The following is a 20,212-nucleotide window of genomic DNA, read 5'->3' as shown; positions in this document are numbered from 1 at the left end:
CGTCTCTCCGCCTAGTTCGCACGCGCCGTGGCGTCGATCACCAGTGCGTCGTCTTGTTTGAGGTCGCCGGAGACGACCTGTGTGAACTGGCCGTCGGATGAGCCGACCTGGATGACAACAGGCACTGGCCGGCCGTTGCGTAGCACCCAGACGCGGCGCTCAGCGCCCTTCAGCGCCGGACCGGCATTGTTGTTGCGCTGGCGCGGCGGGCCGAAGATGCCGAAAATGCCGCGGCCGCGCCTTTCCGCCTGCGCCGGCGCGTAGCGCAGCGCGGCGTTCGGCACCATCAGCGTGTCCTTGACGGCCTCGACGGTGACATCGGCCGTCGCCGTCATGCCGGGGCGCAGCAGCAGATCGGCATTGTCGACGGATAGTACCGCCTTATAGGTCACGACATTGTTGACCACTTCGGAGGCGAAGCGGATCTGCTCGATCTCGGCGGGAAAGGTCCGGTCGGGATAGGCGTCGACAGTGAACTTCGCCTTCTGGCCGACGGCGATCTGGCCGACATCGGCCTCGTCGACATCGACCTGCAGCTCCATCTTCTTCAGATCGCCGGCGATGGTGAAAAGGATCGGCGCCGACAGCGAGGCTGCGACGGTGGCGCCCGGATTGACGGAGCGGGTGAGGATGACGCCGTCGATCGGCGATATGATCTTCGCCTTGGCGAGATTGACCTCGGCAAGCTGCAGGTCGGCCTCTGAGGCGAGAACCTCGGCCTCGTTGATCTGTTTGGCGGCGACGGCGGAATCATATTTGTAGCTGGCGTCGTCGAGGCTCTGCTGGGTGGAGACGTTGCTCCTGACGAGGCTCTTCAACCGCTCGAGAGAGGTGCTTGCCGATTGCATATCGGCATTGGCTTTGACGACGTTCGCCTTGGCGGAATTGAGCTTGGCGCGCGAACTCTTCACATCCGCCTCGAGCTTGTTCGTATCAAGGAGAGCGAGCACTTCGCCTGATTTGACCGTGCTGTTGTAATCGACATTGACGTCGCGGACCGTGCCGGAAAGCTCGCTCGATATATCCACCTGCTCGGTCGGCTGTACCGAGCCGGTGGCGGTGACGAGCACCGTCAGGTCGCCGCGTTTTGCCGGCTGGGTGGCATAGCTCACTTCGCTTTGCCCGCGGCCCATATAGAAATAAGCGGCGACGGCTGCGGCAGCGATAAGGATCAGCAGGATGAACAGGCGTCCGCGCCAGCGGCTGCGCTTGCCCTGCCGTTCCGACGCGGCAAGGATCGCGGCGAGATCGGACGCTGCGCCTGTCTTTGCTCCGGTCTCGCTGCCGCTTACGATTTTGTTCATGTCGTCCTCAATCCGTCAGTGGCCGCCTGCGGCCTCTGCAGCGAAATAATCACAACGCAGATGAACCGGGCATTAGCGTTGCCGCGGAAGTGGCACGGAATTGCGGATGGGGGAAATGAAATATTGGTAAGAAAAGTCAAGTTTCGGTGCGCAACCGTCGGTCAATCCGCATCCTCGGCAAATTGATCCGCGCCGGGCAAAGGATGCAGCCACGGTTCCCGCCGCTTGATCCAGACTTCATAGCCAGGCGCAAGGTCGGTCGGCGGAGCGTCCAGGGATCCCAGGCGAATTTCCGCCTCGTCTTCCCTGAGGCAGAAAAGCCTGCCGCCGCAGGCGGGGCAGAAGCTGCGGCCGGAGAAAGTGGCGATCTCGCCGTTATGGGAAAAAGCCTGGCGCGGCCAGACCGCGAAGAAGGTGAAGGCGGAGCCGCTCGATTTGCGGCAATCGGCGCAGTGGCAGAGGCCGATGCGAAGCGGCTCGCCTTCCACCCGATAGGCCACCGCCCCGCAAAGGCAACTTCCGGTTCGGATCCTCATAGAGGCGCCTTCAGGCGTCGAGACTTGTGGGAAGGCCCGGCGGGCGCCGCTTTGCTGCCATCAACAGGTCGAGTTCGGTGGCCGACGGGCCGAACTTTTCGTAGAGGCGCTTTGCCTCCTTGTCGTCCAACCGGTATTTCTTGGCAAATTCGCCGATGCTGTAGGGGCGGCCACGCAACACTCTTCGCGCCGGGGTCGCCGTATTCGGTGCGTCGGTCATGGGTTTCTCCTTTTCGTCACGTCCCCTTTAAGCTAGAGCGACCTGTCGATTTGGAAAGAGCCCGGGAGCCGCATCGAGGGGCTTCCGGCATGGATGGATGCGGTTGTTTTCCTGGAACCTTTTCGTTCGATATGCGCATTTTTTGATCGAGGTTGCGGTGGCAGCCGTCATTCCATCCTGAACCGGGTGTGGCAGGTCGTGCAGGTCTGTAGCATGAGGTGGAACGCGTGTTCCGCCGGCATCGCCGACAGTTCGTGCTCGTCGCGGACGTGAGTGCCGAAAGGACCGCCGCCCATGGCCTCTCCGGGCCTCATGCGCATGCTGGCAGGCATCGGCCCGGGGTTCTTTTGCGCGGCGGCATCCAGCGCGACGGCGTAGTCGCGCAGGTCGCTGGCGATGCGGTCGAACCGGTCGCGCTCCTTAAGGATGTTCGGCCCGGCCTTCGACTGCCGACTGTCGGCCGCGGACGCGAAATGTGCAGAGAGGACGCCTCCAGACCTGTCGCGGATGGTGTCGGCCGCCCATTTGAACTCGCTGGCCTTGTAGGTCGTCGAATCCTTGAACATGCCGGAGATCGTCTTTGCCGCTGCGGCCATGGCTTTCATGTCCGCCTGCCGAATGGCGATAACGTCCTCCTCGGCAGAAGCCATGGCCGCCGTTATCAGGACAGCTGCCACGAAGGCGAACAGTCCGAATTTGTTCGCGTCAGCTGTTAATCTCATCGACGACGCCGTCTGGATTGGTGACCATGATGCTGCAACGGATATCCGATGCCGTGACCGGATATCCGTCTTTATCTGGGCAGCAAGAGGGCGGATGCGCGCCCATCAGGCGGCCGGCGCATTCTCAGCTTCCAATCGGCGTTGATCTGTAGCACTCAAATCTTTTTGCAACCGGGCGATGAGAAAGCATTAACTGTCGCCGGTTAGTCTGCACCTCTCGCTCGGAGAGGATCGATGAAGAGTGGCTACTCGCTCGCCCAGATAGGACTTCACTGGCTCGTCGCCTTCATGGTGCCGGTCCAGTATCTGACCGGCGGCAGCATCGAGAGAACCCATCACGCCGTCCACATGGGTATCACGCCATCCTCTTGGGACGTCGTCCAGCACCAACTTCACAACTACGCGGGAATGGCGATCGGCCTGCTGATGGGCGTGCGGCTGGTTCTTCGTCTCCTTCAACCGCCCGAAACCAGCGGGCCGGATTCATGGGCCGGGCGGGCCGCGAAGGCGCTTCACTACGGCTTCTACGTCGCAATCATCGGACAGGCCTGCATGGGGTTCGTCGCGAGCTATCTCTCTTTCGCCGTCGCACCGTATCACGTGATCGGGTCGAGGATTATCCTGGCGATGGTCGCGCTGCACCTCGCCGCAGCGGCCTGGCACACGCTGGTCGCCCGGGACGAGACGGTCGACCGCATGGTGTTCTCGCGCCGGAAGCGGTCAGCCGAGAATTTCTAGAGTGGCCAGCGTCAGCACGACATAGCGGCCGGTCTTGGCGGCGAACACCAGGATCGTGAACGGGATGATGTTCGTGCCACACAAAAGGCTCGAACATTGACGACAGATGAGTTGCAATTGAAATCGAACTGCTTAGCATGTAGTTCGAGGAGCATGGGCAAGATGTACCGAATCGCAATGAGCAGGCTGCTCGTGATGATACGGCTGGTGATCATCGTATCACTGGCGGGGTACTCGCTGTCGAACGCCAGCGCCGCCATGCATGGCTCCTCGTTCCCCGAAATGGCGGCGGTCGTGTCCGAAACCGATGCTGTGCAGCATCACGATGGCCATGACATGACGAAGATGGCTGTCCATGACCACTCCCAGGGCGAGGCCGGCGGTAACACAGATGGCGTATCGAAGCCCGTCAAGCAAGAATGCTGCAAGGATTTCTGTGGCGGGCTCGGCATTATTTGTGAAGGCCAGGATGTCGGCGGACCGGTCGTAACCTCGATCCGGCAGTTCATCGACGACCGGACGACCCTTGGCGAACTGCCGCCCCTCCACCGTCCCCCGAATATCTGAATAGAGACGCACCCGCTTGATCGGGTCTAGTCGGACGCTTGCGTGCTTCTGGGCGAGCGCCCTGTAGGCTATCTCCTATTCGGACATTTCAAAATGAAACCCTCGTTTTTCGTGGTGGGGCTGCCGCTTGTTGCCGGTGGCTGCGCATCCACGCTTCCTCCCGACGTGGTGGCGTTCCCCACTGCGGTCGTTCAGCCGTCCGCACTTCCGGCGGCATACAGGTCGCCGATCACAGGTTACGTCGCCCGCCAGCCGGTCGATCCCAAACCCTGGCGTAGACAGAACGATCTGCAGTCTCCCATGAATGGAGACGACTCATGATCGGTACCACAAGACTGATCGCGGCGCTGGCATTCCCGCTCGCCTTGAGCGGATGCGTGACAGGCGCCGACTATTCCCGCAAAGAGGCGGGCTTCACCTCCGTTGCCAACAAAACCGCCACTGTCACGGCGAAAGAGACCGTCTGGATCCAGAACCAGAACCAGGCCCGATCGGCGGCCGCGCAGGTCAAAAGTCTGCTGGCTCGGACGAAGCCTCTCGACGTCGAGACGGCCGTCCAGATCGCGCTGCTCAACAACAAGGGCCTCCAGGCCGCCTATGCCGATCTTGGCGACAGCGCCGCCGACGCCTGGCAGTCGACGATGTTCATCAACCCGATCGTCTCCATCGGCACGACCGGGATCGGGACTCCGGAGCTGCAGGCGTTCAAAACGATCGAAGGGATGATCACGACGAACATCCTGGCGCTCGCCACGAAGAACAGGGACATGGCGATCGCCGACACCCGCTTCCGGCAGGCGCAATTGATCGCGGCGGTGAAGACGCTTCAGGTCGCCGCTGACACCCGGCGCGCCTGGATCGGTGCGGTCGCGTCATGGGAGAATGTCGGGCAGCTCCAGCACGCCCAGGCGACTGCCGACGCAGCCTCGGAACTCGCCGAGAAACTCGGCGAGACAGGTGCAATGGCCAAGGGCGCCCAAGCCCGTGAACATGTGTTCGTCGCCGAACTCGCCGGAGAGACGGCGAAGGCTCGGCTATCGGCACGTCTCGCCAAGGAGGAGCTGACGCGGCTGATGGGTCTCTGGGGCTCCGACCTGGACTATCAGGTTCCGAACAGCCTGCCCCCGCTCCCCAAATCCGTCGTCAGACGCGATACCATCGAGAGCGAGGCTCTCAGGAACCGCATCGACCTGCAGATCGCCAAGCTCGACCTTGAGGCCACGGCCAGATCCTACGGTCTCACCGAGGCGACGCGCTATGTGACCGATCTCGAGATCCTGACCGGTTTCGAAACGGAACGGGAAATCGAGGACGACGAGACGAAAACGCGAACCACCGCGCAGGTCGAGCTTGAGTTCGCCATCCCGATCTTCGACACCGGCAAGGCCCGGATGCGCAAGTCCGAGCTGGCCTATATGCGGGCGGCGAACCTCCTGGCGGAGAAAGCCGTCAACGTCCGCTCGGAAGCACGCTCCGCCTACGAGGCCTACCGCTCGAACTACGACATCGCGCGGCACTACCGCAACAACGTCGTGCCGCTGCGTACCAAGGTCGAGGAGGAATCCCTGCTGACCTACAACGGCATGATCTCGAACACCTTCGAGCTGCTGACAGACACACGCGACAAGATCAACTCCACCCTGCTTTCCGTCAACGCGAAGCGAGATTTCTGGCTGGCCGAAGCCGATCTGGCGCCTGCGATCTACGGTGGCGGCGCGACGAAGGCGTCGGCAGAGGCCGAGGTCGTTGCTGCTTCCGAAAGCGGCGGTGACGGCGGTCATTGAGAAAGGACACACCATGTTCAACAGACGACAACTTTTTGGAGCCAGCGCCGCTCTGCTCACCACAGCCGCCTGGACGAAGACGTCGGCGATGGGTCTGCCTGAGGCCCCGACGATGGAATCGGCGGAGATGCAGCCGCCGCTCCACCCTAGCTCCGGCCCGGAATACCAGCCGGTGGTCACCCTCAACGGCTGGACCCTGCCGCATCGGATGAACAATGGCGTCAAGGAATTCCACCTCGTCGCCGAACCGGTCGAACGCGAGATGGCGGACGGCATGACCGCCTATCTGTGGGGCTACAACGGACAGTCACCGGGACCGACGATCGAGGCTGTCGAGGGAGACCGCGTCCGCATCTTCGTCACCAACAAGCTGCCGGAGCACACGACGATCCACTGGCACGGCATGATCCTGCCGTCGGGCATGGACGGCGTCGGCGGTCTGACGCAACCGCATATTCCAGTCGGCAAGACCTATGTGTACGAATTCGACCTCGTGAAATCCGGCACCTTCATGTACCACCCGCATTCCGACGAGATGGTGCAGATGGCGATGGGCATGATGGGTTTCTTCGTGATCCATCCGAAAGATCCCAAGTTCATGCCCGTCGACCGAGACTTCGTCTTCCTGCTCAACGCCTACGACATCGACCCTGGCTCCTACGTGCCGCGGATCATGGAGATGACCGACTTCAACATGTGGTGCTGGAACAGCCGCGTGTTCCCGGACATCAGCCCTCTCGTCGTTTCAAAGAACGACAGAGTGCGGGTGCGTGTCGGCAACCTGACGATGACCAACCATCCGATCCACATGCATGGCTATGATTTCGAGGTGACATGCACCGACGGCGGCTGGGTCCGGCCGGAGGCGCGGTGGCCGGAGGTGAGCATCGACATCCCGGTCGGCGCGATGCGGGCCTACGAGTTCGACGCCAGGTATCCCGGCGACTGGGCGATCCACTGCCACAAATCGCACCACACGATGAACGCCATGGGTCATGACATTCCAACCTTCATCGGTGCGGACAAGTCGAAGGTCGCCGAGAAGATCAGGAAGCTGCAGCCGGAATACATGCCCATGGGCACCAAGGGCATGGCCGACATGGGCGAAATGGAGATGCCCATCCCCGAGAACACCGTTCCGATGATGACTGGCTGGGGGCCGCATGGTCCGATCGAAATGGGCGGCATGTTTTCGGTCGTTAAGGTCCGCGAGGGGATCTCGGCGGACGATTACTCAGATCCCGGCTGGTACGAAAACCCGCCCGGAACGCAGGCCTTCGAGTGGACCGGAGAACTTCCGGACGCGACCAAGGCCAAAGACGCGAAAACGCAAATCACGCCGAAGCCGACAAACGGCTGAGGTCCGATCTCAACATCGAAAGGAATTACGGATGAAGAATTATCTCATGGCACTGGCCCTCGCAGCACTCGCGTCGCCGGCACTTGCCTCAGGCAATCATGCCGGTGGCCACGGCGAGAAAATGGCTATCGGAGAACCCGGCGACAAGGCCAAGGCGACACAGACCATCCGCGTCACGATGAAGGAAACCGACGACGGAAAGATGCTGTTTACCCCGGCAGCCTTCAACGTCCGCAAAGGGCAGACGGTCAAGATCGCGATCAAGAATGCCGGAACCGTCGACCACGAATTCGTGCTCGATCAGGAAGACAAGATCCTGGAGCACAAGAAGGTCATGGAGAAGTTCCCGGAAATGGAACATGCCGACCCCAACTCCATCCGTCTTCCGCCTGGCCAATCCGGCGAGATCGTCTGGAAGTTCACCACCGACGGCGAATTCAAGTTCGCCTGCCTGATCCCCGGTCACTACGAAGCCGGCATGCATGGCGACGTCACCGTCGCCGGCAAGTAATCTGCAACAAAGGAGCTACACACATGAAAACTGCAATGATCAAAATCGGCCTCGCCGCCCTGCTCTGCGCCAGCGCAGCCTTCGGCGCATTCGCCGAGGAATTCACCAAGGGTGTCGTCAACAAGGTCGACACAAAGGCAAAGAAGGTCACCATCAAGCATGAGGATCTGAAGAACCTCGACATGCCCGCGATGACGATGGTCTTCCGCGTCGAAGACCCGGCTCTGATCGAAAAACTGAAAGAAGGCGCGAATGTCGAGTTCGTTGCCGAGCGTGTGAATGGCAAGCTGACCGTCACCAATGTAAAATAACCGCCTCCTGCCGCCCGGGTCGGTCGATCCGGGCGGCAGGACATCGAGGAGCGCAGACGATGCACAGAAGAAGAAGTTTCATTGCAATGACGGGCTCTGCCCTGGTGTTCCTGAGTGGAAAGGCCCGTGCCACGGCTCCGGCAGAAATGACTGTCCATAAGGACCCGAATTGCGGTTGTTGCCACGAATGGGCGAAAGCAATGGCGGAGGCGGGTTATTCCGTCGATCTCCACAACACCGACGACCTTGCCGCAGTCAAGGCACGGCTTCGCGTGCCTTCCGAAATGGAAGGATGCCATACCGCTGTCGTCGAGGAATACTACCTTGAGGGACATGTTCCGCTCGAGGCCGTGCAGCGCCTGCTTCGAGAGCGGCCCCCGGTCCGAGGACTGGCCGTGCCGGGGATGCCGTCCGGCTCATTGGGAATGGGTGTCGATCCGGCCGCGGTCTATGACGTCTATGCGATCCCCTCGGAAACCGGCGCGCCATACGTGTTTATGGAGGTTCGTCCCCGCAAGGCCTGACCTCATCGATCAATCAAGCCGGGCTCGGCGCTTTATCGAAGATCCGGACCTCGGCGCGTCACCGACAAGGCGAAGTTCGCGCATGCGAATTGCGAGCGCCCGACCGGAAGCTGACGAGCGGTTTGTCACAGCCTATTAGGACAGAGGCCGCCGTTCTCGCCTCGAAGTGCTGTTCACACGGTCACTTTCAAAGAACAATAATAGCCACGGCTAGAAAGCCGCTTTCTCGAAGGTATTCGACCAGTTCGGAAAATGGGATCATGGCGATGGTGAAGAGAGAATCTCTTGATGTCACCAGCAGCGCCCGGTTGGAAATCACCGGAGCCTGCGCCCACTCAAAATTGGAGAAATTGGGCCAGAACAACGGTGTGCGCCGGGCGTATTCCGCATATGGCTCGGCGAAGAGGTGAGACAAATATACGGCCTCCCGCTTCGCCGTATATCTGAACACAAGATAGGCGAGTAGCGTGAAAATTCCGGTGAAAAGCAGACTACCAAACACCAGGCAGACACCGCTGATCATGCAGAGCGAAAAGAGATAAAGAGGATTGCGCGTGATCGAATAGGGTCCCTGGGTCACAAGCGCGGAATTCTTTCGACCCCCAATATAGATGGTCGACCAGATTCGTCCGATTATGCCAAGGGCGATCAACAATGTACCGAACTGAGCGAGCAGGGTCAGAAAAAGGCTTTCAGATCCAAGGCCCGGATGCGCGATGAGCTGGAAGGTGACAAAGGCAACGGTCAGCACCCAAAAGGCCCAAATTCGCCGCTTCTGCTTGAAGGGGCGGTCGGAGGAAGTCGTATAAGCCATCATTATTTCCGATCTCTATAAAGTCTTCGAAACGCTCTGCAGGCATGTCTGCAGAGCGAGGTTGAATTCGGGGGCCGAGGCAACAATCAGCTATCCGCAATCCCTCTGTTTGCAGGGATGCTTTTCCTGAGCGCGCCACTCCTTGACGAGTTGGCGGCGGTTTCCCGGATAATGATCGTCCAGGAAACTGACGGTCATGACGTGGTCAGCTTGGAAGATGCGAAAGTCGCCCTGCAGTTCGCACCAACCCGCGATAAATCGCTGTGAATCAATGAATCCCAGCATGATTGGCCATATGGTCCTTTCGGACACAGCCCCGCTTTGATCTACGTGCGTGATGCGGATCTTTCGCTGCTCGCGCATCGCTCGCCTGACCTGCGCCAGATCAACAACCGATGAACCTTTTTCAGAACGACCAACAAAGAACGTGTTGTCGTCCAAGCCCCGTCGCAGGTCGGGCGGAAGCACACCGCCGATTTTTGCGAGCGCGTTTTGAACAGCGTTCGCCAAAGCATCGTCCGTGTGCCGACTAACCCACTGCGCTCCAGCAACAAGCGCCTGGATCTCTTCTTCCGTGAAAGACAGAGGCGGCAAAAGGAAGCCCGGCTGCAGTATGTAGCCGACCCCGGGCTCTCCATCGATATCCGCGCCCATGGCCTGCAGCGTCACGATGTCACGACGGATGGTCCGCAGCGAAACGCCGAGCTCGCGCGCAAGCGTCAAACCGGCCACCGTTCCGCGGTGACGACGAAGAACCTGCATCAGGTCAAATAATCGATGGCTTCGTGACACGCTCAATCCATCATGACCAGGGCTTTTCCGGCGAGCTTGCGTCCGGACTCAAGAGCCGTGATGAGTGGAATCGCTTCGCGAGAGGCACGATCTCGGCGATCGAAAGGCGAAGATTTTCGTCCTTGGCGGCACGAGCGAGTCGGTCGAGAATCTCGGACCTCGGTGTGCACACCACAACCTTCAGTCTTCGGTTGAACATCGACCGAATGAATTTCCCCGGCGTGGGATTGAGGTCGACGAACCGGCCATTCTGACGCAAGAGCCCAAGCCCCACGGCGTCCGTCATCGTCGCAGCCGTGTCGTAGACCACATCGAAACGCTCGCGAACCGTCGACAAATCAGTTGTCCGATAGTCGAACACGGTTTGAACACCGAGGGCCCGCGCCCGTTCAGTCGCCACCGCGCTGCAACTGCCCGAGACCCGTGCGCCCAGAATCTGCGCGATCTGCACAGCCGCTTCGCCCACCGCACCGGTACAGCCGTTGATGAAGACGTGCTCGCCGGCAGTCAGCTTCGCTTTGTCGACCAGCCCATTCCAAGAAGTGGCTCCAGGCGTTCCGAGACAAGCCGCCTCCTCAAACGAAATGGTTTCGGGCTTCTTGGCCAAGAAACTGTCCTTGGTGACGACAGCCTCTCCCAGGGCGCCGCTCTCCTTGAACCGGGCAAGACCGAACACGGCATCCCCGATCTTGAAACGCGTCACCCCCTCACCGACCGAAATGACCGTTCCGGAAATATCCATCCCCATTGCGCGAGGAAAAGCCCTTCCCGTAACGATCTTCATCCGTCCCGCCCGCAGCTTCCAATCGATGGGATTGATCGCTGCGAACTTGATCTTGACCGCCACTTGTCCTTTACCCGGCGAAGCCAGTTCGAACTCCTCGAGCCGCATTAGATCGGGGCCGCCGTATTGGTGATATTGAATGCGTTTCATGGTGAGCCATTCTTCCTGTTTTGCTGAAGGCACGACTGTGACAGTGGCAGCCGCCTCGGAGCCCGGGCAGCGCCAGCGGCCCGATGACCAGGCGACCTCCCCTGCCCGCGCTTGACGGGGATGCTTGGGATCCCACGGACATCCGCGGAGGCATTTTCCGGCGTCGCCGCGAAGTCTGATGACCATGGCTTTCCTGAATTCCGTCACGTCGATGCAGGTTAGACCACCACGGTGCCAGATTCTGGCACCATCGTTGGTGTGACGTCGTCCGCTTGGATATCCAGCGGGCGAGCAGCGATCTTCGGGAGGGATTGCCGCGACCGGTCAGGGCAATCCACACCCATCAGGAGCGGCTGTTCATGCGCTCGAACACGGCTTCGCCCATCCGGCGCGTGTCCGCGGAGATGCCGACGAGGATCTCGTCCTTATCCGCTTCAAGCTGCGCCAGCGCATCGGCAGCGAACTCTTCCGAGGAGACCATCATGCGGCTTGCGGTGCCTTCGCTGCGCGTACCTCCGCCGAGAGCGGTATCGACGATCGGTGGTGCGACCTCGATCACCCGAATTGCTGTCGATTTCAACTGATGGCGCAGGCTGAGCGTAAAGGAGTGGATCGCGGCCTTCGTGGCGCAATAGACCGGCACATCGGCCATCGGCGAAAAAGCGAGGCCCGAGCTGACGTTGATGATGAACGCATGTTCTTGCTGCCGCAAGGTAGCGAGCAGCTCGGCGATCAGATGGATCGGCGCCGTAAGATTGATCGCCACTTCCTGATCGAGAGTGTCGATCGCCGGATCGGTATTGAAATCGCGCCGATACTGAACGCCGGCGTTGTTGACGACGATGTTGAGTGCCGGATGCTCCGCCTTCAGCCATTCGACCATGGAGTGGCGGCTCTCGCCGTTGGCAACGTCGCAAATGCGGGTGATCAGCGCAGGCACGTCCTCCTGTGCCTTCCGGAGCGCGGCTTCGCTTCTACCGCAAATGATGACGTGATTACCCTTTTCGGAAAGGCGCCGCGCCAGCGCAAAACCGATGCCGGTTGCGCCGCCAGTAATGAGAATTGTGTTTCCTGTGAGCTTCAAGGTCGTCCATCCTTCCAACAGTTGAGAAGGTGCGCCGACGATGACGTGGTTATCAGCGGACACACCTTTGCGACCGGCAAGCCGGTCTCGGGTGTCGCGGATACCCTTGGAGGGAGAATTGCCGTCCCTTGAGACGGCGACCGGGCTACCATCCGGTCAGCACTCTTTCGACGGGCCCTTCGTAGCAGAATGCCGATCATACCGCAATCCAGTCGCCATGTTCCCTCGCACCGGGTTACGTCGCCTGTTGACGTGAGCGATGATCAGGTGCGTTTCAGCCACCTTTCCAGCAGAGCCCCTAAGAGCGAAAGGCTGCATCGCAGGCCGAACCTCACCTGTGACCTGTATTGATGATTCACGCTCATAAGTTCATGCGATTTGCGGCGCCTAATCATGGTTGGGCACGCGCTCTATATTGAGAGCATTAAGATCGGGAAGCGGTACGACGACTGCGGAGAGCGACGATGAACTGGTCGGATGACGAGCTTAGCAAAATCGATCAGGCCGACGATTTGAAAATCGCACCGTTTCGGGAAGATGGCGCCACCTATGGGACCCCGACCTGGATTTGGGAGGTCGTCGTCGATGGCGCGCTCTACGTGCGCGGCTACCATGGTCAGAAGTCCCGCTGGTATCAGGCCGCGGTCCACCAGAAGGCCGGACGGATCATTGCCGCCGGCATGACGCGCACGGTTGCCTTCGAGCCTGTCGACGGCCCGATCAACAATCGCATCGACGACGCCTACCGCGCCAAATACGGCAAGAGCCAGTATCTCGCGCCGATGGTCAGCGCCCGAGCACGCGCGGCAACCGTCCGGATCACGCCGCGTGGAGAAACTGCCTGACGGCGGTCGGATCCGGATGGCGTCGTCGGTAGCCATCCAAACCAACTCAAGCAAAGGAGCCGCAAGATGATCAAGCGCACACTCGGCCAGGGCCTGGAAGTCTCCGCTTTGTCGCTGGGCGCCATGGGCTATGGCAAGGCCCGCGAGCTTCCCGACCGGGCCGAGATGATCGACCTGCTTCGCACCGCTGTCGAACACGGCATGGATTTCTTCGACACCGCCGAGGTCTATGGCCCCTGGACCAACGAGGAGATGGTCGGCGAGGCGCTTGCTCCGGTTCGCGACAAGGTGAAGATCGCGACGAAGTTCGGCTGGGATATCGATCAGGAGACCGGCGAGCACCGTGGTGGCGTCAACAGCAAGCCGGCGCAGATCCGCCGCGCCATCGAGGGCAGCCTAAAGCGCCTGCGCACCGACCACATCGACCTCTATTATCAGCACCGGGTCGATCCGGACGTGCCGATGGAAGATGTGGCTGGGACGGTCAGGGAGCTGATTGCCGAGGGCAAAGTGCGGTGGTTCGGCATGTCTGAGGCGGGTGCCCAATCCATACGGCGAGCGCATGCAGTGCAGCCGGTGGCAGCGTTGCAGAGCGAATATTCCTTGTGGACCCGCGAGCCGGAAGCCGAAATCATTCCGACGATCGAGGAGCTCGGCATCGGGCTCGTGCCTTTCAGCCCTCTCGGCAAGGGATTTCTGACCGGCAAGATCGACCTCAACACCACATTCGACAGTTCCGATATCCGAGCGGGAATCCCCCGCTTCTCCGAGGAAGCACGTATCGCCAACCAGAAGCTGGTCGATCTGATCCGCAAAATCGGCGAGAAGCATCGCGCGACGCCTGCGCAGGTCGCCCTAGCCTGGCTGCTGGCCCAGAAGTCCTGGATTGTTCCACTGTTCGGCACACGCAAGCTCGAACGGTTCGAGGAGAATATCGGGGCAGTGAACGTCACCTTGGACAAGGTCGATCTCGACGAGATCGCGCAAGCCAACATCGTCATTCAGGGAGCTCGTTACCCCGACGCAATGCTGCGCCGATCGGGTCTCTAGCGGCACATTCTGCGGCAACCTGCTTCGACGCTGACGACAGGCGCATTGCGGCTTTCGTCGTTGCGCCGTTGCAGGCCCATTCCAGGCGATGCCGGAACAACCAAGTTGGAAGGATATCATCATGAAACGAATTTTGGCCGCCACGGCAATCTCGCTCACGATGGGCGAGCCTGTCATGGCCCAGGAAGGAAGTGGAGGTGGAGCCATGCCGGCAAGTGCTTCATCACTGTCGCTCAGCGACATTCGGTCCGCATCGCCGGCCCTTGGCCGATACGCTGAAGAGGACGTGCTCGGAAACCTGTGGCAGCGGCCGCAACTGTCACGCCGCGACCGCAGCATCGTCACGCTGGCCGTTTTGATCGCCCGAAGTCAGGCAATCGATCTGAAGCACTACGTCGACGTCGCTCTCGATAACGGGGTGACCCCGACGGAGGTTTCCGAGATCATCACGCATCTGGCTTTCTACTCAGGCTGGTCGAACGCGATGTCCGCGGTCGCCGCGACGAAGAGCGTATTTAAAGATCGGGGCATCACGGCCGTTCAGCTGCCTGCCGCCTCTCCGCAATTGCTGCCGCTCAACGAAGAGGCCGAGCGCCAACGCGCCACCGGCGTTGAGAAGAATGTCGGTCCGATCTCTTCGGGGCTGGTGCAGTTTACGACCGACCCGCTGTTCCTCGATCTCTGGCAGCGGCCGGGCCTTGCACCGCGAGACCGCAGCCTTGTGACGGTCAGTTCGCTGATCGCATCGGGCCAGAGCGCCCAAATTGCCTATCACCTCAACCGAGCCATGGATAACGGCCTTATCGCCGAACAAGCCGGCGAGGTCGTTGCCCATACGGCCTTCTACGCCGGCTGGCCGAACGCCTTCTCTGCGTCGTCGGTTGTCGGAGAGGTGCTGCGCAGCCGGGCTAAGTGAGGCTCCAGCCTGCAGCAAAAACATGCCGGTCCTGTGCAAAGAGGTTCCGGCGTGCTTGCTGATCCAGGCTTCATTGCTACCCATTTCATGGGCAGACGTTTATGATGAGCGTCTGTCTATGAGAAGGAATCATCAGTGGAGCGCCAGAATATAAACGACCTGATGGTGTTCCTGGTGGTTGCGAGGGAGCGCAGTTTCACGAAAGCCGCCGCCAAGTTCGGCGTCTCACAGTCGGCGCTGAGCCACACGATCCGTCAGCTCGAGGAGCGGCTGGGCGTGCGACTCCTGACGAGGACGACACGCAGCGTCTCGCCGACCGAGGCCGGCGAACGGATGCTACAGAGCATCGGTCCGCTTTTCGACGAGATCGGATCTGCGCTCGATGGACTCAACACACTTCGGGACCAGCCGGCGGGAACCATCCGGTTAACCGCCGGCGACTACCAGATCCAATGCTACATATGGCCGAAGCTTCGAACCTTTCTCCACCAATATCCCGACATCAGGCTCGAATTGGACGTGAACTACGGTCTGCAGGACATCGTCAGCGAAGGCTATGACGCTGGCGTGCGCTTCGGCGAACAGATCGCCAAGGACATGATCTCTGCGAGGATCGGGCCTGATGTTCGCTTCGCGGTCGTTGCCGCGGAATCATATTTTGCGTCACGCGATATTCCAAAGCATCCGAAGGACCTCATGCAGCACAGGTGCATTAATCTGCGCTTGCCCACCTATGGCGGTCTTTATGCCTGGGAATTCGAAGAGAACGGCCGCGAGATCAAGGTTCGGGTGGACGGACAACTGGTCTTCAACACGATCTACAACGTTCTTGAGGCGGCTCTCGACGGCTTCGGCTTTGCCTATGTCCCGGAAGATATCGCCAAGCTCCATCTCGGAACCGGTCGCCTCCACCGGTTTCTGGAAGACTTTTCGCCCTATTGGGAGGGCTTCCATCTCTACTACCCAAGCCGACGCCAGTCTTCGCCCGCTTTTTCCCTTCTCGTGAACGCGTTACGTTATTCAACGTGAGCGGCTGCGACGACACCGTGGAGAGCCATTTTAGGCGCCGTTGCGCGGCTCCTGCGGGAAATGAAGCGCAAACGGCGGCCATCTCGTCTCTGACGGCCAGCGGCATGTTCCGCACTGCCTAGTTGCGGCAGGCGATCGATGCCGTCGGCGTGGACCGCATCCTGTTCTCCACAGACTACCCATACCAGTATCGCCCCGGAGGCGATGCGCGGCGATTTGTCGAAGATCTGGAGCTCGACGCCGCCGACAAGGCGAAGTTCGCGCATGCGAACTGGAGCGCCTCACCGCAGGCCGCCTGCTCGCCTGATCTCGGCAGAATGCTTCCGTTCGTGAGGCAGACTCATAAGGTCTTGCAATTTGCCGCCGGTAATCCTTTCCGATGCGTGACCCATTTACTCACGTGAGCGATCCACTGCTTCGCCCCTGAGCACCGGTCCCAGCATCGACTATTCCGGTTGACGGACTACTGAAGGCGCGGAGCCCCTACTCAAGAACCCGTTCAAGCTGTTGTTGGTGGAGCGGACGCTCAGCGACGTGATAGCGCAAGCGAGGACTGATCCATGAAGTTCGACACACCTGCAGGACCGAACCCGATTGACCGGATGACCGTTGTCGGCCAGCCTCACAACCGCTTCGAGGCAGAGCTCAAGACGACAGGGACGGCGACTTACGCCTACGAATATCACAACGTCGCACCAAACGCTGCCTACGGCTATATCCTTGGCGCGGCAATTGCCAAGGGCCGGATCTCATCGATCGACTCCCGGCGCGCCGAGGCCGCGCCCGGCGTGCTGGCCGTCATTACTCACCGCAATGCCGGTCCGCTTGGTGTCGGAAAATTTTATGTCCAGCGCATGTTGGCTGCCCCTGATGTCGATCACTACCATCAGCCCGTTGCAGTCGTGGTGGCCGAAACCTTCGAACAGGCACGCGCGGCTTCCTCGCTGATCCGCGTCGACTATGCGCGCAGCCCGGGCCGATTCGATCTCGCCGAGCAACTGGACAGCGCGCCGGTTGCACCGCAGATGGAGTTTGGTGGACCGACCGAGACGCAGGTCGGAGACTTCGACCAGGCTTTCGCAGCCGCGGAGGTGAAGGTTGACGAGACCTATACTGTTCCCGACCAGGCGCATGCGATGATGGAGCCGCATGCCACGATCGCGACCTGGGATGGCGATCGGGTGACGTGCTGGACATCAATCCAGCAGATGAATTGGGGCACCCGCGATCTCGGACTCATTCTCGGCATTCCGCGCGAAAATATTCGGCTGATCTCACCGTTCATTGGTGGTGGCTTCGGCGGTAAGGGCACGGTCCAGTCAGATCTGGTGCTGGCGGCCGTTGCCGCGCGAATGGTGCGGCGACCGGTGAAGATCGCGCTTCAACGTCCGATAATGTTCAACAATACGATCCATCGGCCGAAGACGATCCAACGGATCCGGCTCGGCGCCTCGCGCGACGGCAAGCTGACGGCGGTCGGTCATGAGAGCTGGTCGGGCAATCTCGCCGGCGGCCGCACCGAGCCGACCACCCTTTCGACACGGTCGCTCTACGCCGGGGCGAACCGGATGACAGCTGTCCGACTGGCGACGCTCGACCTGGCCGAGGGCAATGCCATGCGTGCGCCGGGAGAGGCGCCCGGTTTGATGGCGCTCGAGATCGCCATGGACGAGATGGCCGAAAAGCTTGGCATGGATCCGGTCGAGTTCCGCATCCTGAACGATACTCAGGTCGATCCGGAAAATGCCGATCGGCCCTTTTCCTCGCGTCCCTTCGTCGAATGCCTGCGCACGGGCGCCGAGCGCTTCGGATGGAGCATGCGGAAAACAGAGACAGGTCAAGTCCGCGATGGTGACTGGTTGATCGGAATGGGCATGGCGGGTGCGATCCGCGGCGCACCGATTTCAAAGGCCGGAGCGCGGGTTCGTCTCGATCGCCAGGGCATGCTGACGGTCGAGACCGACATGACGGACCTTGGCACCGGCAGCTATACGATCGTGCAGCAGACGGCGGCCGAGATGATGGGTCTGCCGATCGAGCGCGTGGTGGCAAAGCTCGGGGATTCGAGTTTTCCGGAAACGCCGGGATCTGGAGGACAGCAGGGCGCGCCTTCCGTCACCGCAGGCGTCTATGCTGCCTGCACGAAGCTGCGGGCGGTGGTCGCCCAGCGTCTGGGCTTCAACGCCGCAGAGGCAGAGTTCGTCGACGGTGAGGTTCGTTCCGGAAATCGACGCGCGCTGCTCGCTAGCGCTGCCGCCGATGGCGATCTCGTCGCCGAGGACGTCATGGAATTCGGCGATCTGGTAAAGCGCTTTGCGATCCAGACCTTCGGGGCGCATTTTTCCGAGGTCGGCGTCGATGTCTATACCGGTGAAATTCGCGTTCGCCGCATGCTCGCCGTCTGCGCCGCCGGCCGCATTCTCAACCCCAAGACGGCGCGTAGCCAAGTGATCGGCGGGATGACGATGGGAATCGGGGCGGCCCTGATGGAAGAGATGGTGGTTGATAAGAGATCCGGCTTCTTCGTCAATCATGATCTCGCCAGCTACGAGGTTCCGGTCCACGCCGACATCCCTCATCTCGAGGCGGTGTTCCTCGACGAAGTAGATCCAGCGATATCGCCGGTAAAAGCGAAAGGCGTCGGGGAACTGGGACTGACCGGCGTCGCGCCGGCCGTCGCCAATGCGGTCTACAACGCAACCGGCGTGCGGGTGCGGCAATATCCGATCACACTGGAGAAATTGCTCGATCGGTTGCCTCATCGCGAGTGATAGTCCCGGCGAAATGACTAGAGCCTTTCCGGGTTAGATTGAAGCATTCTGTTGGCACAAACGGAGTCGGATGGTCGACCGGCCGGCGCGTGTCGTAGCCCGGCTCTACGGCCAAGCCGGCCGGTCGATCAGGCGGCCCGTTTCAGCCAACCCAAAGGGCCGGGCATCTTTCCGCCAGGATCAAAGGCGATCGGCTCGCACGTACCTTGGGGTATGCCCTTCGCCAATCGCCTTTGCCCTGACGAAAACCTGCTCCGGCAGAATGCTGCAATCTAACCCGGAAGCTCTAGAGGTCTCAAAGGACATCAGGATAGACGCCGACCATCCTCGCCAAAAAGATGCAGGACGGCGGGGTCGAGGTGCAGGGGTAGGCTGTCGCCTGATTTCATCCGCTGCTGGCCGGCAAAGACCGCAATCAGCTTCTTCCCGCCTGCGTCGGCATGAACCACGGTCTCCGAGCCCAGTTCTTCGACAAGGGTGACGCGAGTGTCCAGCCTACTCGCTGAGACGGCATCGGCAAGGGTGATATGCTGCGGGCGGATGCCGATGCTGACCCTTTCGCCCGTCGGGCGTGCCTCCTTGGCAATCACCGAGAGACGATGGCCGCCGACGGTTTCGACCTCAGCGAAACCGGCCTCGTGACCGACAATCGCACCTTCGAGAAAATTCATGTGCGGTGCGCCGATGAAGCCGGCGACGAAACGGTTGGCCGGCTTGTTGTAGAGTTCGAGCGGTGTTCCCACCTGCTCGATCCTGCCGCCTCTCAGCACGACGATGCGGTCGGCCAGCGTCATTGCCTCGACCTGATCGTGGGTGACATAGATCATCGTCGCCTTCAGGCGGGCGTGAAGGGCCGCCAGTTCGGCGCGCATGCTGACCCGGAGTTCCGCGTCGAGATTGGAGAGCGGCTCGTCGAGCAGGAAGGCATCCGGCCGCCGCACGATGGCGCGGCCGATCGCAACGCGCTGGCGCTGGCCGCCGGAGAGCTGGCCCGGACGGCGCTGCAGGAAAGGTTCGATCTCCAGCATGCGCGCGGCGTCGGTGATGCGCGCTTCGATCTCGGCTTTCGCCACCTTGGTGTTCTCGAGACCGAAGGCAAGGTTTTCCCTGACACTCATATGCGGATAGAGCGCATAGGACTGGAAGACCATGGCCAGGCCGCGATCGGCGGCGCTGATAGCGGTAACATCCTTGCCGTCGATGGCGATGCTGCCGGCAGTCGGCTTATCGAGGCCGGCGATGAGGCGCAGCAACGTCGATTTTCCGCAACCGGAAGGGCCGACGAAAGCGACGAACTCGCCGTCGTTGACCTCAAGCGAGACATCGCGAATGACCTCGACGGCGCCGAAATTCTTGACGATGTTCCTGAGCTCGAGCCCGCTCATGCACTCTCCTGTTGC

The 20,212-nt window shown here is 60.9% G+C and carries 22 protein-coding genes and 1 pseudogene; 14 read left to right on the top strand and 9 right to left on the bottom strand.

Going from position 1 to position 20,212, the window contains the following annotated elements:
* Positions 1-11: 11 nt before the first annotated feature.
* The 4 genes from OIU37_RS02195 to OIU37_RS02180 form a co-directional block, all read right to left on the bottom strand.
* Complete coding sequence (locus OIU37_RS02195; RefSeq protein ID WP_182209551.1) at positions 12-1,304, bottom strand: efflux RND transporter periplasmic adaptor subunit; 1,293 nt, start codon at positions 1,302-1,304, stop codon at positions 12-14.
* A gap of 161 nt (positions 1,305-1,465) precedes the next feature.
* The gene (locus OIU37_RS02190; protein WP_182209552.1) at positions 1,466-1,840 is read right to left on the bottom strand and encodes a GFA family protein; all 375 of its coding nucleotides are present in this window, start codon (positions 1,838-1,840) and stop codon (positions 1,466-1,468) included.
* Positions 1,841-1,850: 10 nt separating this feature from the next.
* Positions 1,851-2,060: a hypothetical protein gene (locus tag OIU37_RS02185; RefSeq protein ID WP_264255290.1), complete on the bottom strand. Its 210-nt coding sequence runs from the start codon at positions 2,058-2,060 to the stop codon at positions 1,851-1,853.
* Between the two features lie 167 nt (positions 2,061-2,227).
* On the bottom strand, positions 2,228-2,782 hold the full coding sequence (locus OIU37_RS02180) for a cytochrome c (protein ID WP_182209553.1): 555 nt from the start codon (positions 2,780-2,782) through the stop codon (positions 2,228-2,230).
* Positions 2,783-3,016: 234 nt separating this feature from the next.
* Here OIU37_RS02180 and OIU37_RS02175 point away from each other — a divergent pair, with 234 nt between their 5' ends.
* The 8 genes from OIU37_RS02175 to OIU37_RS02140 all read left to right on the top strand — a co-directional run bounded on the left by OIU37_RS02175 (position 3,017) and on the right by OIU37_RS02140 (position 8,577).
* Complete coding sequence (locus OIU37_RS02175) at positions 3,017-3,520, top strand: cytochrome b (protein ID WP_264255288.1); 504 nt, start codon at positions 3,017-3,019, stop codon at positions 3,518-3,520.
* 153 nt (positions 3,521-3,673) lie between these two features.
* Positions 3,674-4,087: a hypothetical protein gene (locus OIU37_RS02170; protein WP_319004690.1), complete on the top strand. Its 414-nt coding sequence runs from the start codon at positions 3,674-3,676 to the stop codon at positions 4,085-4,087.
* A gap of 93 nt (positions 4,088-4,180) precedes the next feature.
* The gene (locus OIU37_RS02165; RefSeq protein WP_240603319.1) at positions 4,181-4,408 is read left to right on the top strand and encodes a hypothetical protein; all 228 of its coding nucleotides are present in this window, start codon (positions 4,181-4,183) and stop codon (positions 4,406-4,408) included.
* The gene (locus OIU37_RS02160) at positions 4,405-5,871 is read left to right on the top strand and encodes a TolC family protein (protein WP_182209554.1); all 1,467 of its coding nucleotides are present in this window, start codon (positions 4,405-4,407) and stop codon (positions 5,869-5,871) included. Before OIU37_RS02165 ends, OIU37_RS02160 begins: the two co-directional genes overlap by 4 nt.
* 13 nt (positions 5,872-5,884) lie before the next feature.
* The gene (locus OIU37_RS02155) at positions 5,885-7,231 is read left to right on the top strand and encodes a multicopper oxidase family protein (protein ID WP_182209555.1); all 1,347 of its coding nucleotides are present in this window, start codon (positions 5,885-5,887) and stop codon (positions 7,229-7,231) included.
* 31 nt (positions 7,232-7,262) lie between these two features.
* Positions 7,263-7,742 carry a plastocyanin/azurin family copper-binding protein gene (locus OIU37_RS02150; RefSeq protein WP_171602408.1) on the top strand — a complete coding sequence of 160 codons (480 nt, stop codon included), beginning with the start codon at positions 7,263-7,265 and terminating at the stop codon, positions 7,740-7,742.
* Between the two features lie 23 nt (positions 7,743-7,765).
* A complete protein-coding gene (locus OIU37_RS02145) occupies positions 7,766-8,053 on the top strand; it encodes a copper-binding protein (RefSeq protein WP_168311881.1) in 288 nt (95 codons plus the stop codon).
* 59 nt (positions 8,054-8,112) lie between these two features.
* The gene (locus OIU37_RS02140; protein ID WP_264255281.1) at positions 8,113-8,577 is read left to right on the top strand and encodes a DUF411 domain-containing protein; all 465 of its coding nucleotides are present in this window, start codon (positions 8,113-8,115) and stop codon (positions 8,575-8,577) included.
* A gap of 187 nt (positions 8,578-8,764) precedes the next feature.
* On the opposite strand, the gene OIU37_RS02135 is transcribed toward OIU37_RS02140, so the two are convergent.
* From OIU37_RS02135 to OIU37_RS02120, 4 genes and pseudogenes are all read right to left on the bottom strand, one after another.
* Entirely contained in the window at positions 8,765-9,391 is a 627-nt protein-coding gene (locus OIU37_RS02135; protein ID WP_264255279.1) for an isoprenylcysteine carboxylmethyltransferase family protein, read from the bottom strand.
* A gap of 90 nt (positions 9,392-9,481) precedes the next feature.
* The gene (locus tag OIU37_RS02130; protein ID WP_264255278.1) at positions 9,482-10,189 is read right to left on the bottom strand and encodes a YafY family protein; all 708 of its coding nucleotides are present in this window, start codon (positions 10,187-10,189) and stop codon (positions 9,482-9,484) included.
* A pseudogene (locus OIU37_RS02125) lies at positions 10,186-11,117 on the bottom strand (NAD(P)-dependent alcohol dehydrogenase). Before OIU37_RS02125 ends, OIU37_RS02130 begins: the two are co-directional and overlap by 4 nt.
* A 343-nt stretch (positions 11,118-11,460) precedes the next feature.
* Positions 11,461-12,201, bottom strand: a complete 741-nt coding sequence (locus tag OIU37_RS02120; RefSeq protein WP_264255277.1) for an SDR family oxidoreductase — start codon at positions 12,199-12,201, stop codon at positions 11,461-11,463.
* A 464-nt stretch (positions 12,202-12,665) separates the two neighbouring features.
* On the opposite strand from OIU37_RS02120, the gene OIU37_RS02115 reads away from it, so the two are divergent.
* From OIU37_RS02115 to paoC, 6 genes are all read left to right on the top strand, one after another.
* Positions 12,666-13,046, top strand: a complete 381-nt coding sequence (locus tag OIU37_RS02115; protein WP_264255276.1) for a DUF2255 family protein — start codon at positions 12,666-12,668, stop codon at positions 13,044-13,046.
* Positions 13,047-13,112: 66 nt separating this feature from the next.
* Positions 13,113-14,096, top strand: coding sequence for an aldo/keto reductase (locus OIU37_RS02110; protein WP_264255275.1), 984 nt, complete (start codon positions 13,113-13,115; stop codon positions 14,094-14,096).
* A gap of 121 nt (positions 14,097-14,217) precedes the next feature.
* The gene (locus OIU37_RS02105) at positions 14,218-15,012 is read left to right on the top strand and encodes a carboxymuconolactone decarboxylase family protein (protein WP_264255274.1); all 795 of its coding nucleotides are present in this window, start codon (positions 14,218-14,220) and stop codon (positions 15,010-15,012) included.
* A 135-nt stretch (positions 15,013-15,147) separates the two neighbouring features.
* Positions 15,148-16,041, top strand: coding sequence for a LysR family transcriptional regulator (locus OIU37_RS02100; protein WP_264255272.1), 894 nt, complete (start codon positions 15,148-15,150; stop codon positions 16,039-16,041).
* Positions 16,042-16,163: 122 nt separating this feature from the next.
* On the top strand, positions 16,164-16,445 hold the full coding sequence (locus OIU37_RS02095) for an amidohydrolase (RefSeq protein ID WP_264255270.1): 282 nt from the start codon (positions 16,164-16,166) through the stop codon (positions 16,443-16,445).
* A 156-nt stretch (positions 16,446-16,601) separates the two neighbouring features.
* Positions 16,602-18,812: an aldehyde oxidoreductase molybdenum-binding subunit PaoC gene (gene paoC, locus OIU37_RS02090; RefSeq protein WP_264255268.1), complete on the top strand. Its 2,211-nt coding sequence runs from the start codon at positions 16,602-16,604 to the stop codon at positions 18,810-18,812.
* 305 nt (positions 18,813-19,117) lie between these two features.
* Here the strand turns inward: paoC and OIU37_RS02085 are convergent, their stop codons facing one another.
* Positions 19,118-20,197 carry an ABC transporter ATP-binding protein gene (locus OIU37_RS02085; protein WP_264255266.1) on the bottom strand — a complete coding sequence of 360 codons (1,080 nt, stop codon included), beginning with the start codon at positions 20,195-20,197 and terminating at the stop codon, positions 19,118-19,120.
* Positions 20,198-20,212: the final 15 nt, after the last annotated feature.

The sequence above is a fragment of the Rhizobium sp. BT-226 genome, assembly GCF_025847085.2.
In the GTDB taxonomy this organism is placed as follows: domain Bacteria; phylum Pseudomonadota; class Alphaproteobacteria; order Rhizobiales; family Rhizobiaceae; genus Rhizobium; species Rhizobium sophorae.
Note: the sequence above shows the minus strand (reverse complement) of the source record. Positions and strands in the feature narration are given on the sequence as shown.

Coding starts and splice junctions, on each gene's coding strand:
- OIU37_RS02195 (WP_182209551.1), bottom strand. CDS start 1,304: ATGAACAAAATCGTAAGCGGCAGCGAGACCGGAGCAAAGACAGGCGCA.
- OIU37_RS02190 (WP_182209552.1), bottom strand. CDS start 1,840: ATGAGGATCCGAACCGGAAGTTGCCTTTGCGGGGCGGTGGCCTATCGG.
- OIU37_RS02185 (WP_264255290.1), bottom strand. CDS start 2,060: ATGACCGACGCACCGAATACGGCGACCCCGGCGCGAAGAGTGTTGCGT.
- OIU37_RS02180 (WP_182209553.1), bottom strand. CDS start 2,782: ATGAGATTAACAGCTGACGCGAACAAATTCGGACTGTTCGCCTTCGTG.
- OIU37_RS02175 (WP_264255288.1), top strand. CDS start 3,017: ATGAAGAGTGGCTACTCGCTCGCCCAGATAGGACTTCACTGGCTCGTC.
- OIU37_RS02170 (WP_319004690.1), top strand. CDS start 3,674: ATGGGCAAGATGTACCGAATCGCAATGAGCAGGCTGCTCGTGATGATA.
- OIU37_RS02165 (WP_240603319.1), top strand. CDS start 4,181: ATGAAACCCTCGTTTTTCGTGGTGGGGCTGCCGCTTGTTGCCGGTGGC.
- OIU37_RS02160 (WP_182209554.1), top strand. CDS start 4,405: ATGATCGGTACCACAAGACTGATCGCGGCGCTGGCATTCCCGCTCGCC.
- OIU37_RS02155 (WP_182209555.1), top strand. CDS start 5,885: ATGTTCAACAGACGACAACTTTTTGGAGCCAGCGCCGCTCTGCTCACC.
- OIU37_RS02150 (WP_171602408.1), top strand. CDS start 7,263: ATGAAGAATTATCTCATGGCACTGGCCCTCGCAGCACTCGCGTCGCCG.
- OIU37_RS02145 (WP_168311881.1), top strand. CDS start 7,766: ATGAAAACTGCAATGATCAAAATCGGCCTCGCCGCCCTGCTCTGCGCC.
- OIU37_RS02140 (WP_264255281.1), top strand. CDS start 8,113: ATGCACAGAAGAAGAAGTTTCATTGCAATGACGGGCTCTGCCCTGGTG.
- OIU37_RS02135 (WP_264255279.1), bottom strand. CDS start 9,391: ATGGCTTATACGACTTCCTCCGACCGCCCCTTCAAGCAGAAGCGGCGA.
- OIU37_RS02115 (WP_264255276.1), top strand. CDS start 12,666: ATGAACTGGTCGGATGACGAGCTTAGCAAAATCGATCAGGCCGACGAT.
- OIU37_RS02110 (WP_264255275.1), top strand. CDS start 13,113: ATGATCAAGCGCACACTCGGCCAGGGCCTGGAAGTCTCCGCTTTGTCG.
- OIU37_RS02105 (WP_264255274.1), top strand. CDS start 14,218: ATGAAACGAATTTTGGCCGCCACGGCAATCTCGCTCACGATGGGCGAG.
- paoC (WP_264255268.1), top strand. CDS start 16,602: ATGAAGTTCGACACACCTGCAGGACCGAACCCGATTGACCGGATGACC.
- OIU37_RS02085 (WP_264255266.1), bottom strand. CDS start 20,197: ATGAGCGGGCTCGAGCTCAGGAACATCGTCAAGAATTTCGGCGCCGTC.